We start from the raw sequence: 13,589 nt of genomic DNA, 5'->3' as shown, positions 1-13,589 counted from the left end.
GTCTTGTTATGGTATTGGTTTCATCCTTTAAGATTGGTCTAAGTCTTAGAGGAGGAGGAAAACATGATGTTCCAAACTTTAATCACCCTGTTTTTGCTTTGCGGAATCGAATTGGGATTTGCGTACTTGGCCATTTCCTTGAAACAGGAGAAATGAGTGGCAATGCCCGTCAAGAAGTCCGCGGTTTTACGCGTGGAAATCGCGTTTATTCGTGAATTTCACGTCGTCCAGAAATAGCTCCCCCTAGTTATGTTCACCAGTAAAACTCCACAATATAAATATAATTTCATCATACGGAATGACTGACTGTCAGAAGCTGCCTAGTGGAGCTTCCTGACAGTTTTTGCTGTGTGTAAAAGTCATTCGCCTTTTTGAAATGTTTAAAAATAGTTGCACTTTTTTTGTATATTTGTGTATAGTATAAAATAAGTTGTGTTCGGGAAACTTTTTAGCATTTACGACAATGTAAAAAAATTTACACTTAATTTTGCACATGGCAAACTATTTTAGAGAGATACAAAAGGGAGGGAATATGGATGGGTTTTCTGAAATCTATTGGGAGCGTGCTTGCTGCATTGCTGGTTTTAACGGGGTGCGGCAATGATACGGCCGAAAGCGATAATGGCAATGGCAAGCTGGATGTCGTTACAACAACGGGAATGATTGGGGATTTGGTTGAGAATATCGGCGGTAAACATGTCGAGGTCACCAGTTTAATGGGTCCGGGAGTCGACCCCCATCTATATAAAGCGACGCAGGGTGATGTTAAGACACTGGATTCGGCGGATATGATTTTTTATAACGGTGTGCATCTTGAAGGTAAAATGACGGATATATTTGAAATGATGAGCAAGGATAAACCGACGATTGCCGTAACGGAGGACTTCAAGGAGAACCAACTTCGCAAAGTGGGTGCAAAGGAGCATGATCCCCACGTATGGTTTGATGTAAAACTTTGGATCGTTGCGGCGGAGGCAGTTAAGAAAGAATTGATTGCCAAGGACCCGGACCATGAAGCGGAGTATCGTGAAAATTATGAGGAGTACGTTCTGCAATTGGAGGAACTTGATAAATATGTCCATGAGGAAATCAATAAAGTGCCAGAAGACCAACGGGTACTCGTTACGGCACATGATGCTTTTGGGTACTACGGTCAGTCATACGGCCTGGACGTAAGAGGGCTCCAAGGGATCAATACTTTATCGGAATATGGATCAAAAGATGTGACGGATATGCGGAATTATCTTGTGGAGAACAAAATTAAAGCGATTTTCATTGAGTCAAGCGTACCAAGGAAGGCCATCGAGGCTGTCATTCAAGGAGCAGGTAAGCAGGGGCACAAGGTGAAAATCGGCGGTGAATTGTTCTCGGATGCCATGGGTGAAAAAGGGACGGAAGAAGGAACGTATATCGGAATGGTCCGTCATAACACGGACACCATCGTCCGTGCTTTGAAATAAGGGGGAGAAACTATGAATCTAACAGCTTTGAAGGTCGAGAATTTAACGATTGCTTATCATAAGAAGCCGGTTGTCGAAGATGTCTCATTTGAGGTGCCGGAGGGGAATTTAATCGGAATCATAGGCCCCAATGGAGCAGGGAAGTCCACTTTGATAAAGGGGATACTCGAATTGATCCCGAAAATATCGGGGCACATCACGATCAAGGGCTCTACTTATAAATCGATGAGGAAGAGCATCGGCTATGTACCACAGCGGGAGTCAGTGGATTGGGATTTTCCGACCAACGCACTTGATGTCGTGATGATGGGCAGATATGGTCATCTCGGATGGGTGAGGCGACCAGGGAAGTCCGAAAGGCATAAGGGGATGGAGTGCCTGGAGAAGGTGGGGATGGCTGAATACGCAAACCGCCAGATCAGCCAGCTATCAGGCGGACAGCAGCAACGGATATTCCTGGCCCGGGCACTGGCACAGGAAGCGGATATTTATTTTATGGATGAACCGTTCGTAGGGGTGGATGCCGCAACAGAGAAAGCGATCATACAATTGCTGATGGAATTGAAGGAAAAAGGCAAAACCGTTCTGGTTGTGCACCATGACCTATCCACCGTGAAGGAATATTTCGACTGGACGATGTTATTGAATAAGAAGGTGATGAAAATAGGTCCGACAGAAGAAGTGTTCATTCCCGAATACCTACAGGCAACATATGGAGGCCGCCTAGCGATACTATCAGACACAAAGTCCGGCCTTTTATTAAAATGAGGTGTACACGATGAATATAATGGACATTATCACCGATCCAAATACAAGGTGGATATTGCTTGGCACGATGTTCCTTGGATTAAGCAGCGGGGTCATCGGCAGCTTTGCCTACCTCAGAAAGCAGTCTTTGCTTGGTGACACGCTCGCACATGCAGCATTACCCGGTATCTGTGTCGCCTTCATGTTAACTGGAGTGAAATCCACTTCTTACTTTTTGATAGGTGCCGCCCTGGCTGGCTTAGTCGCTGTCTTCTTGATCAGTGTGCTTACGAGATACAGTAAGATCAAGCAGGATGCGGCCTTGGGAATCGTCTTATCTTCTTTCTTTGGTTTCGGAATTGTGATGCTTACGCAAATCCAGCAGAGCGAGTATGGAAACCAGAGTGGATTGGATACCTTTTTATTCGGACAGACGGCGTCAATGGTCATGTCCGATGTATATATGATGATGACGGTTTCCTTCATTCTCATTTTCACTTGTACCGTATTTTTTAAAGAATTCAAATTACTGTCCTTTGATCCCGGGTTTGCTAAGGGGCTGGGATTGCCGGTGGTTTTTCTGGATTATTTCATCATGATGCTGATCGTGTCGGCTGTAGTGATCGGTATCCAGGCTGTAGGCGTCGTATTGATGGCATCTTTACTGATAACACCTGCGGTATCCGCAAGATATTGGACGGAGCGCCTGCATATCATGGTCATCCTGTCTGGTATATTCGGAATGTTGAGCGGTGTGTCTGGAACGTTGATCAGTACATCTGTCAATGATTTGCCGACAGGACCGTTAATTGTCTTATCCGCGACGGTATGGTTTTTCTTTTCCATGCTTTTTGCACCTAAACGCGGAGTGCTTTCATCTATATGGAGAAGGGTTTCGACAAAAAAGAAATATTCTCTCGAACAGGATAGAAGGAAAGGGAGCCACTCATCATGAATGATTTTTGGATTATCTTAGTCGGAGCATTAGTGGCGGGTTCTTGCAGTGTATTAGGGTGTTTTTTGATAGTCAGGAAAATGACGTTGATCGGTGATGCAATCAGTCATTCCGTTTTGCCGGGAATCGTATTGGCATTTTTAATAACCGGGACCCGTGATTCGGTTCCAATGCTGATCGGGGCTGCTGCGCTCGGCTTGCTTACCGTGTTCTTGATCCAGCTTTTCCAATCGTCGGGCGTTCAATCCGACGCTGCTATCGGGATTGTATTCACTTCCCTTTTTGCAACGGGGATTGTACTTGTGAGCTTGTACACGCAACAAATAGATTTTGACCTGGAACATGTCCTTTATGGGGAAATAGCCTATACTCCGTGGAACACGATGACAATCGGGGGAATCGATGCTGGACCAAAAGCTGTTTGGATAGTCGGCAGTTGTTTTATCCTGAACCTCATACTGATTTTCCTTTTCTTCAAACAGTTTAAACTCGTTTCATTTGATCCTGCACTTGCTGCCGCGATGGGAATTCCTGTACTGTTCTTTCATTACTTATTGATGAGCCTCATTTCACTGACAACTGTTGCTTCTTTTGATAGTGTAGGTTCCATTTTAGTAGTTGGAATGCTCATCATACCTGCGGCAACGGCCTATCTGCTGTCAGACCGTTTAAGCCGCATGATATTGGTCAGTATCGGGGTCGGGGTGCTAAGTTCCGTCATCGGCTACTATTCAGCCACCATTTTGGATGCCTCGATATCAGGTTGCATGGTGGGGTCGGCCGCCATATTATTCGGATTGGCCTTTCTCTTCTCCCCAGGCAATGGATTGGTCAGCCTATTGCTGAAACGGAGAAAATCAAAGGAATCACACGCATAGCTCCCATGCCTGCAGGCTTCATGGAAATAACTCCATGAAGCCTGTAAACTATTCTTCTATATAGTTGTGATTTTATTTGTTTAAAGTATAATGAATAAGTGTATTTATAGATGTATCGCAGGAGCCTTTTTAAGGGAGAGTTAAGTATGGAAGAACAAAATAAATTTTCATCTCGAATAGATTTTTCTTTGGTCACAATATTGCTGTTATTATGCGTTGGAAGTTGCCTGGCAATCTATAGTGCCCAAACGACTGGACAGTACGCTGAAAACTTCTTAATTAAACAAATTTTTTGGTATATAGTGGGGATTGGAATCGTATTAGGGTTCATCACACTGGATTCGGACCAGTTGAAGAAAATCTCTTGGTATGCCTATGGATTCGGATTGTTTTTGCTATTATTGCTGATCATTATGCCGAGTAGCATCGTACCTAATATAAATGGTGCAAGAAGCTGGTTCGTCATTCCGGGAATCGGTTCAATTCAGCCATCGGAATTCATGAAGGTTTTCCTGATCCTGGCTTTAGCGAATGTCATCTCGAACCATCATCTCAACAACACGTTGAAAACGATTCAAACGGATATCTGGCTGCTTATTAAAATCGGTCTTGTGACCAGTGCCCCTTTACTGTTAATCATGCAACAGCCTGATTTGGGCACCTCGCTTGTCATCCTGTCAATCATGCTCGGAATGATTTTCATATCAGGGGTAACATGGAAGATCCTGCTGCCGATCGTTTCCGGAGGAATTGTCGTCGCTTCAACGGTCCTGTATTTTGTACTTTGGAAGCCGGAGATCCTGGAAAAATACCTTGGGGTAAAATCTTATCAATTCGGCCGTATCTATTCTTGGCTGGATCCATATAATTATGCCAGCTCCGAAGGGTATCACCTAACAAGATCCTTACTGGCCATAGGCTCCGGTCAGACAACGGGCAAGGGAATCGGTTCAAGGGAAGTGTATTTGCCCGAGAGTCATTCGGATTTCATTTTCAGCATCATCGGTGAAGAATTCGGCTTCATCGGATCAAGCATCATCATTTCCTTGTTCTTCCTATTGATTTACCACATAACAAAAACGGGAATGGACACGAAAAATAACTTCTATACATATATCTGTGTTGGCGTTATAAGCATGTTGACGTTCCATGTTTTTCAAAATATCGGCATGACTGTAGGCCTTTTGCCGATTACCGGGATTCCGCTTCCATTTGTCAGTTATGGAGGAAGCTCGCTCATGGGGAACATGATGGCGATGGGCTTAATATTCAGCATTCGGTATCACTATAAGAAGTATATGTTTTCCACGGATATCTAATAATAAAGCCGGCCCCCGATGGGCCGGCTTTATTATTAGCAAAAAAACAAAAGGAGCAGAATCCCCCCCCTGAATGTTTGTTTATTGAATGTTCGTTCCAGATGGAAATTGATTTTTATAACCGGAAAATTGTTGATGCGATTGGCTTAAGCTGGAAGCTTGCGCCTTTTCTAAACTATACCAGCCTTTTTCGAACATAAGGTTATAGAGTTCACGCTGCATCTCCTGATTTTCTTTGGAAATGGAGAAAATGTCTTGGAATAATGCTTGATTGCTCATTTCATGCAGGGCAACGGAAAGGGAGTTACAAAAGTACTTTTCAGTTGTGAGCATATCATTTATAAAATCCCTGTCATTCATTTGCGGTGTTTTTGCCACGGGAGATTCAGGGTTTTGGACTTTATTTTCATTGGGCATCAAGAACCCTCCTTTATTGATATTGTTGTTGACTCTGATTTTGGTCCGGGTTCAAATGTTTCAAAATGGTATCGTAATGGCGTTGATGCATGAGTCCGCACCGATTTAACGCATCAATGATTTGCGGGTCCTTACATTGTGTGGCAAAAAAATGTGCTTTTTTAACCGCATTCAGATTCCATGCAAGCATATCGGTTAAGTATAAGCTATCTTTCACCGAAACCATCTCCGGCGGCTGTTTCATAAAGCCGGTCGACTGCTGTTGTTGGCTATTAAACGAATTTTGCTGTTCCATCATTCTACCTCCTTATGTGTTCTTTAATCGGGCTTAATTTTCCCTTCATGAAATTTTTTATTCTTGATTCTAAATATCTGAAAAATGAATTAAATGGTAAAATAATCTTGTGCATCTATTTTCCAAAATGATTTGGAGGGGAATGCAGATGGAAAGGATTTTGAAAAATCTATTCCTTTTTTTATCAAAGAATAAAGCTATGACACAGGCAGCGAAAAAATACGGGCTGCGGTTTGGTGCATCTCGCTTCGTGGCAGGAGAATCCTTGGATATGGCATGTGATGTGATTGCTGAACTTAACCGGAAGGGGCTTGCTGTCACCATTGATTATTTGGGTGAATTCATTGAAGATGAACAAGAAGCAGGGAAGATGGCAGAAGAGTGCATCGAAGCCATCCGGATGATTGGCACAAATGAACTGGATTCACAGTTATCCCTGAAGCTGACCTCGATGGGCTTGGATGTGTCCGAACAAGTCGTAATGAATAACATGCGGAGAATCTTGGATGAAGCTAGAGCCCATCGAGTTTTCGTGACGCTTGATATGGAAGATTTTCCGCGCTGTCAGCCGACTTTGGATGTATTCAAAACCCTTAAGTCTGAATATAATGAATTGGGGACTGTCATTCAAGCTTATCTGTATCGTACGGAGAGGGATATTGAAGAGCTGGATGAATACCATCCGAATTTAAGGCTTGTTAAAGGGGCTTATAAAGAACCAAGGGACGTGGCTTTTCCTGAAAAAAAAGATGTGGATGAGAATTTCAAGAAAATCATCAAGAAGCATATGCAAAATGGGAATTACACAGCCGTTGCCACACATGATGATAGTATCATTGATTATACGAGGGACCTAGTCAAAGATCAGGGAATACCCCGGGATTCATTTGAATTTCAAATGTTATATGGCATCCGCACTGAAAAGCAGCTTGAACTTGCTAAAGAAGGATATAAGGTAAGGGTGTATGTTCCTTATGGTACGGATTGGTATGGATATTTCATGCGCCGCCTTGCGGAGAGGCCAGCCAATATTGCTTTCGTTTTAAAAGGCCTATTCAAGAAATAGGAAGCGAGAGCCGCCCCGGAAAAGGGACGGCTGCTCAAATCAAGAAGGATTATCTTTTGAACTGATTGTTCTGGCTGTTCACTTTATTGATTCCATGTTGACGTTCAGCGCCAGGGCCGGCATTGCCTTTAACACTTGCTGCGCTCACGGCTGCTTTAGAAGGATTATCTTTACGCTTCATTATATAAGTCACCTCCTGCCCGGTTATTTTTTACTGAACGGAGGAGAAATAACCGAAAGAATGCGGAGAAAAAAATATATTTTTTCCTGTTTAATCATTGCGGAATTTCCAAATATATTCTATATTAGTAATAAGAAAAAATATTCAAAATTTTTTTGAATTAAAAATGAATGAGCATTCATTCAATAAATTGTGTAAGGGGGATATAAACTTGGTTCGACAAATACGAAAGGCTGCTGTTCTAGGGTCAGGAGTTATGGGATCAGGGATTGCTGCACACCTTGCTAACATCGGCATTCCGACTTTATTATTGGATATTGTACCTCGTGAACTCACTGAGGATGAAAAGAAAAAGGGACTGACATTAGATAATAAACAAGTGCGTAACCGCATCAGCCAAACGGCGATTACGAAACTTTTAAAACAGAAACCAGCTCCGCTTTCGGCTAAGGGAAACATCGCGTTGATCGAGGCTGGAAACCTGGAAGATGATATAAGTCGTTTAAAGGATGTCGATTGGATCATCGAAGTGGTCGTTGAGAAGCTTGAGGTTAAGCAAAGCGTATTCGCCCAGGTTGATCAGCATCGTAAACCAGGAAGCATCGTTTCATCGAATACATCCGGAATTTCAATCGAAGCGATGGCAGAAGGACGTTCGGAGGACTTTCAAAAGCACTTCCTGGGAACTCACTTCTTCAATCCGCCGCGTTATCTTAAATTGTTGGAAATCATCCCTACTAAGGCAACTTCTCCAGAAGTGCTCGAATATATGAAACGATTTGGCGAAGATGTTCTTGGAAAAGGTGTTGTCGAAGCCAAGGATACCCCCAACTTCATCGCAAACCGCATTGGAACTTATGGTTTATTGGTCACTTTGCGGGAAATGCAAAAAGGCGGATACAGTGTCGGTGAGGTCGATTCGGTTACAGGTCCGTTGATTGGAAGGGCAACTAGCGCCACTTTCCGGACACTTGATGTCGTTGGATTGGATACCTTTGCACATGTTGCCAGAAACGTTTATGACCAGGTGGACGGAGAAGAAAAAGAAGTTTTCAAGATACCTGATTTCATGAATGAAATGCTTAAGAATGGGTGGCTTGGAAGCAAGTCAGGACAAGGATTCTTCTTGAAAAAAGGCAAGGAAATCCTTGAACTGAATCCCGAAACCCTTGAATATGCTGCACGAAAAAGATTAAAAACGCCTTCCATCGAAATGGCTAAACAGGCCAAGGGCTTGGATAATAAAATGAAAGCGCTTGTTTATAGTGAAGACCGTGCCGGCCAATTGCTATGGAATGTCCTGAATCCGGCGCTTGTGTATTCTGCCCAGCTGCTTGGGGATATCGCGGATGACATCGTGGCGATCGATCAAGCGATGAAATGGGGATTTGGATGGTCCACAGGCCCATTTGAAACCTGGGATGCGATAGGTGTAGAAAAATCGCAAGCCCGAATGGAAGCGGAAGGCATTACAGTCCCGCAATGGGTGAAGGATATGCTTGCTAAAGGCATCAAGTCATTCTATAAAGAAGAAAATGGCATAGTTCACTATTATGATAATGGTGAATATAAAGAGCTTGTCGAAAATCCTAAAGTGATCAATCTTAAAGCGATCAAGAAGCAAAAAGGCGTAATCAAGAAAAACAGTGGCGCAAGCTTGATCGATATCGGCGATGGAGTGGCTCTGCTTGAATTCACTTCGCCGAATAATGCAATCGGTCTGGATATCATACAAATGATCAATGCCGCGGTTGACGAAGCGGAAACGAATTTTAAAGGCCTGGTCATCGGAAACCAAGGAAAGAATTTCTGTGTCGGCGCTAATATTGCAATGATGCTGATGGAAGCGCAGGATGACAATATTTTTGAACTCGATATGGTCATCAGCCAATTCCAACAGGCGATGCTTAAAATTAAGTACAGTGCAGTTCCTGTAGTGGTTGCCCCGTTTAATATGACACTTGGCGGGGGTGCTGAAGTGTCCCTTCCGGCAGCGCGCATCCAGGCAACGACTGAAACGTATATGGGACTAGTGGAACCTGGTGTCGGCTTGATCCCAGGCGGCGGCGGGACTAAAGAACTTTATGTGAAGACGTTGAGGAATATGCCGAAGGGCGTTGACTTTGACTTACAGAAAGTGGCCAACCAAGTATTTGAAACGGTCGCCATGGCAAAAGTTTCGACCTCCGCCGAGGAAGCGAGAGGGAATAATTTCCTTGATTCAGCTGATGGAATAAGCGTGAATGCAGATCATCAACTATATGATGCGAAACAGGCGGTACTTTCCATGCATGAACAAGGCTACACCGCTCCAGCCCGCACAAAGATCCCTGTCGTAGGTGAAACTGGATATGCCGCACTGCTATTAGGGGCGGAATCCATGCGCCTTTCAGGATTCTTATCTGAACATGATCTTGTCATAGCCAAAGAGCTGGCATACGTCCTGGCAGGGGGGAAACTCCCATTTGGCACGGAAGTAGATGAACAGTATATCTTGAACCTGGAAAAACAGGCATTCCTAAAACTGATTTCGACTCCGAAATCCCAGGCAAGGATGCAGCACATGCTCGTTAAAGGTAAACCACTCCGTAATTGATGAATAGATGAAGATATGGCCAAAACGAGATCAATAGATCGATAGCTTAAAAATGAGTAAGGGGGATCCTCATGAAAGAAGCGGTAATAGTAGCTGGAGCAAGGACTCCGGTAGGAAGAGCGAAAAAAGGTTCTCTTGCTAGTGTACGCCCTGATGATTTAGGGGCTCTTGTCATAAAGGAAACGTTAAAGCGTGCAGGGAATTATGAAGGAACGATAGATGACCTGATTATCGGTTGCGCAATGCCTGAAGCGGAACAAGGCTTGAACATGGCGCGTAACATTGGAGCATTGGCGGGATTGCCTTATACAGTACCGGCCATAACGATTAATCGTTACTGTTCAAGCGGGCTGCAAAGTATCGCATATGGAGCGGAAAGGATCATGCTCGGCCAAAGTGATACAGTCATTGCAGGCGGAGCGGAATCCATGAGCCTTTTGCCAATGATGGGCCATGTAACACGTCCGAACGCGAGACTAGCGGAAACGGCACCGGAATATTATATGGGTATGGGGCACACTGCTGAAGCCGTTGCCAAAAAATACGGCATTTCCCGTGACGATCAAGATGCATTTTCTGTTAGAAGTCATCAGAAGGCGGCTAAGGCCATTGCAGAAGGAAAGTTTTCCGATGAAATCGTACCGGTTGACGTTACCCTTCGTTCAGTGGGGCCAGATCTTAAGTTAAAGGAAAAATCATTTACTTTTACACAGGATGAGGGCGTTCGTCCAGGAACGACTGCTGAAGTGCTGAAAAAATTAAGACCTGCATTCTCCGTTACGGGATCCGTAACAGCAGGGAATTCATCACAGACGAGTGATGGTGCAGCCGCGGTCATGGTCATGGACGGGGAAAAGGCTTCTTCCTTGGGGATGAAACCGATGGGGAAATTCCGTTCCTTTGCTGTAGCAGGAGTACCGCCTGAAATTATGGGCATCGGACCGATTGCAGCCATACCTAAAGCTTTGAAGCTAGCGGGTCTTGAATTATCGGATATTGGTTTATTTGAATTGAATGAAGCCTTTGCTTCCCAATCCATTCAAATCATTCGTGAGCTCGGATTGAATGAAGAGATTGTCAATGTAAATGGCGGAGCCATCGCCCTAGGCCATCCGCTAGGATGTTCGGGAGCAAAATTGACATTAAGCCTGCTTCATGAAATGAAGCGCAGAAACCAACAGTTCGGAGTCGTGACAATGTGTATCGGCGGCGGGATGGGTGCTGCCGGAGTGTTTGAATTAATGGCGTAATCCGACCCCTTCCGGAAGCTGTCATGCTTCCGGCGGGTTTACTATCTTAAACACATAGGAGGAAATAACATGTCCAATCAAACTACAGATAACCTCATTAAAGGCGGGGCCTTCTTAATAGAAGATATTACGTATGATCAAGTGTTTACACCGGAAGATTATTCTGATGAGCATAAAATGATTGCCAAAACTTCCGAGGAATTCGTAGTGAATGAAATTCTGCCGCAGGTTGAACATTTAGAAAACCATGAGTTTGACCGTTCCGTTAAATTACTGAAGCATGCAGGTGAAATCGGTTTACTTGGTGCTGATGTTCCTGAGGAATACAGCGGATTGGGTCTCGATAAAATCAGTTCGGCATTGATTACGGAAAAAATGGCACTTGCAGGCGGTTTCGGAATTACGCATGGTGCACATGTAGGTATCGGCTCTTTGCCAATCGTATTATTCGGGAATGAAGACCAAAAGAAAAAATACCTTCCTTTACTAGCAACGGGTGAGAAGATTGCTGCGTATGCCTTAACGGAACCAAGCTCAGGTTCAGATGCCTTGGGAGCAAAAACGACAGCGAAATTGAATGCAGAAGGAACACACTATATTTTAAATGGTGAAAAACAATGGATTACAAATGCAGGTTTTGCAGATGTCTTCTGTGTATACGCCAAAATCGACGGCGAACAATTCTCCGCTTTCATTGTTGAGCGTGATTATAAAGGCGTATCAACTGGGGCTGAAGAAAAGAAAATGGGGATCAAAAGCTCATCCACACGTACTTTAATCCTCGAAGATGTTCATGTACCAGTCGAAAACCTTTTGGGTGTAGCCGGAAAAGGTCATATCATCGCTTTCAATATCCTGAATATCGGGCGCTATAAATTAGGCGTCGGTGCTGTCGGCGGATCTAAACGTGCCCTTGAGATTACAGCTGCTTATACGAATCAACGTCAACAGTTCAAAACGAAAATTTCCGATTTTAACTTGACGAAAGAAAAACTTGCAACAATGGCAGCTAAAATTTATGCAGCAGAAAGTTCTGTATATCGTACGGTTGGCCTTTATGATCAAAGACAAAGCAAATTGACGGATGAGCAAGTGAAAGATGGGAAATCAATGGCGGCTGCAATCGCTGAGTATGCCATCGAATGTTCATTGAATAAATTCTTTGCTTCCGAAGTATTGGATTACGTTACGGACGAAGGCGTACAGCTTCATGGCGGTTATGGTTTCATGCAGGAGTATGAAATTGAAAAAGCATATCGCGATTCCCGTATTAACCGAATCTTTGAAGGTACAAATGAAATCAATAGATTGCTTGTCCCGGGAACATTCCTGAAGAAAGCACTTAAAGGAGAATTGCCGCTACTTCAAAAAGCTCAGGGCCTGCAAGAGGAATTAATGATGATGATGCCGGAAGAACCTGGCGATGAGCCACTGGCACAAGAAAAAATGCTTGTTAGGAACGCTAAGAAAATCGGTATTCTGGCAGCTGGGCTTGCGGCACAGAAATATGGCAAAAATCTTGATCAAGAACAAGAAATCCTCTCCAACATTGCTGATATCGCATCCCTTGCCTATGCAGCTGAATCCGTGGTATTGCGTACGGAAAAAGCAATTGCAGCTACAGGTCTTGAGAAGAACAAACAAAAAGTGCTTTACACTGAAATCTTCGTTCAGGAAGCTTTCAATGAAATAGAACAGCATGCAAAGGAAACGTTAATTGCAGTGGAAACAGGCGATACTCTTCGCATCATGCTTTCATCGCTCCGTAAACTGACAAGACACACTCCGATCAATGTCATTGCGAAAAAACGCGAAGCATCCGTCAAAGTAATCGAAACGGAAAAATATGCTCTTTAAGCAATGAGTCAGAATCCGTAAAGGGAATGCCCGTAAAGGCATTCCCTTTATTTCCTTTGATGAAATCGCATTGGAAATTCAAAAGACATTTCGTTGTATTGCGTGGTAAAAACGGGTATTCTATTGATAGGTGGTGAAATGATGGGCTTAACATTATATTGGTACCCAAAATGCGGTACATGCCGTAATGCGAAGAAGTGGCTGGATAATCATGAACTGCAATATGAAGCGATCCATATAGCGGATAATCCCCCTTCGCGAACTGAAATAGAACAACTATATAAAAACAGCAATTTGGAGTTGAAGAAGTTTTTCAATACTAGCGGTCAAAAATATCGGGAGCTGGGCTTAAAGGATAAGCTGAAAGAAGCTTCTGAAGCAGAGATGCTTGATATATTGTCCACAGATGGAATGCTTCTGAAAAGGCCGATTGTTACGGATGGCACCAAAGTGACGGTAGGATTCAAAGAAGAGCAATTCGAACAGGTTTGGAACTGAAATTTCACAAAATATTTGGTTAATTCCTTACTTAAACAAACAATCTACCTTATAATGGAATAGATAAAAT

The 13,589-nt window shown here is 43.6% G+C and carries 13 protein-coding genes; 10 read left to right on the top strand and 3 right to left on the bottom strand.

Annotated features, from left to right (window positions below):
- Positions 1–536: 536 nt before the first annotated feature.
- The 5 genes from AC2YHV_RS10535 (at position 537) to AC2YHV_RS10515 (ending at position 5,359) form a co-directional block, all read left to right on the top strand.
- Entirely contained in the window at positions 537–1,460 is a 924-nt protein-coding gene (locus AC2YHV_RS10535; protein ID WP_487373161.1) for a metal ABC transporter solute-binding protein, Zn/Mn family, read from the top strand.
- A gap of 12 nt (positions 1,461–1,472) precedes the next feature.
- Complete coding sequence (locus tag AC2YHV_RS10530; RefSeq protein WP_487373160.1) at positions 1,473–2,228, top strand: metal ABC transporter ATP-binding protein; 756 nt, start codon at positions 1,473–1,475, stop codon at positions 2,226–2,228.
- A 10-nt stretch (positions 2,229–2,238) separates the two neighbouring features.
- Entirely contained in the window at positions 2,239–3,162 is a 924-nt protein-coding gene (locus tag AC2YHV_RS10525) for a metal ABC transporter permease (protein ID WP_487373159.1), read from the top strand.
- Positions 3,159–4,040, top strand: a complete 882-nt coding sequence (locus AC2YHV_RS10520; protein WP_487373158.1) for a metal ABC transporter permease — start codon at positions 3,159–3,161, stop codon at positions 4,038–4,040. Before AC2YHV_RS10525 ends, AC2YHV_RS10520 begins: the two co-directional genes overlap by 4 nt.
- Positions 4,041–4,186: 146 nt before the next feature.
- Positions 4,187–5,359 (top strand): FtsW/RodA/SpoVE family cell cycle protein, encoded by a 1,173-nt coding sequence (locus AC2YHV_RS10515; RefSeq protein WP_057278071.1) that lies wholly within the window; start codon positions 4,187–4,189, stop codon positions 5,357–5,359.
- An 81-nt stretch (positions 5,360–5,440) separates the two neighbouring features.
- Here AC2YHV_RS10515 and AC2YHV_RS10510 read toward each other — a convergent pair whose 3' ends face one another.
- Both AC2YHV_RS10510 and AC2YHV_RS10505 read right to left on the bottom strand, forming a co-directional pair.
- A complete protein-coding gene (locus AC2YHV_RS10510; RefSeq protein ID WP_063574745.1) occupies positions 5,441–5,776 on the bottom strand; it encodes a spore coat protein in 336 nt (111 codons plus the stop codon).
- Positions 5,777–5,789: 13 nt separating this feature from the next.
- Positions 5,790–6,071: a hypothetical protein gene (locus tag AC2YHV_RS10505; RefSeq protein ID WP_098185543.1), complete on the bottom strand. Its 282-nt coding sequence runs from the start codon at positions 6,069–6,071 to the stop codon at positions 5,790–5,792.
- Positions 6,072–6,219: 148 nt separating this feature from the next.
- Here AC2YHV_RS10505 and AC2YHV_RS10500 point away from each other — a divergent pair, with 148 nt between their 5' ends.
- Complete coding sequence (locus AC2YHV_RS10500) at positions 6,220–7,137, top strand: proline dehydrogenase family protein (RefSeq protein WP_098185544.1); 918 nt, start codon at positions 6,220–6,222, stop codon at positions 7,135–7,137.
- A 49-nt stretch (positions 7,138–7,186) separates the two neighbouring features.
- On the opposite strand, the gene AC2YHV_RS10495 is transcribed toward AC2YHV_RS10500, so the two are convergent.
- On the bottom strand, positions 7,187–7,321 hold the full coding sequence (locus AC2YHV_RS10495; RefSeq protein WP_072273724.1) for a YuzL family protein: 135 nt from the start codon (positions 7,319–7,321) through the stop codon (positions 7,187–7,189).
- A 208-nt stretch (positions 7,322–7,529) separates the two neighbouring features.
- On the opposite strand from AC2YHV_RS10495, the gene AC2YHV_RS10490 reads away from it, so the two are divergent.
- The 4 genes from AC2YHV_RS10490 to AC2YHV_RS10475 all read left to right on the top strand — a co-directional run bounded on the left by AC2YHV_RS10490 (position 7,530) and on the right by AC2YHV_RS10475 (position 13,519).
- Complete coding sequence (locus tag AC2YHV_RS10490) at positions 7,530–9,914, top strand: 3-hydroxyacyl-CoA dehydrogenase/enoyl-CoA hydratase family protein (protein WP_487373157.1); 2,385 nt, start codon at positions 7,530–7,532, stop codon at positions 9,912–9,914.
- Between the two features lie 71 nt (positions 9,915–9,985).
- A complete protein-coding gene (locus AC2YHV_RS10485; protein ID WP_487373156.1) occupies positions 9,986–11,164 on the top strand; it encodes an acetyl-CoA C-acetyltransferase in 1,179 nt (392 codons plus the stop codon).
- 69 nt (positions 11,165–11,233) lie between these two features.
- Positions 11,234–13,021 (top strand): acyl-CoA dehydrogenase family protein, encoded by a 1,788-nt coding sequence (locus AC2YHV_RS10480; RefSeq protein WP_057278067.1) that lies wholly within the window; start codon positions 11,234–11,236, stop codon positions 13,019–13,021.
- A 141-nt stretch (positions 13,022–13,162) separates the two neighbouring features.
- Complete coding sequence (locus AC2YHV_RS10475; protein ID WP_034310119.1) at positions 13,163–13,519, top strand: arsenate reductase family protein; 357 nt, start codon at positions 13,163–13,165, stop codon at positions 13,517–13,519.
- Positions 13,520–13,589: the final 70 nt, after the last annotated feature.

The sequence above is a fragment of the Peribacillus sp. SRI_006 genome (assembly GCF_057586375.1).
Note: the sequence above shows the minus strand (reverse complement) of the source record. Positions and strands in the feature narration are given on the sequence as shown.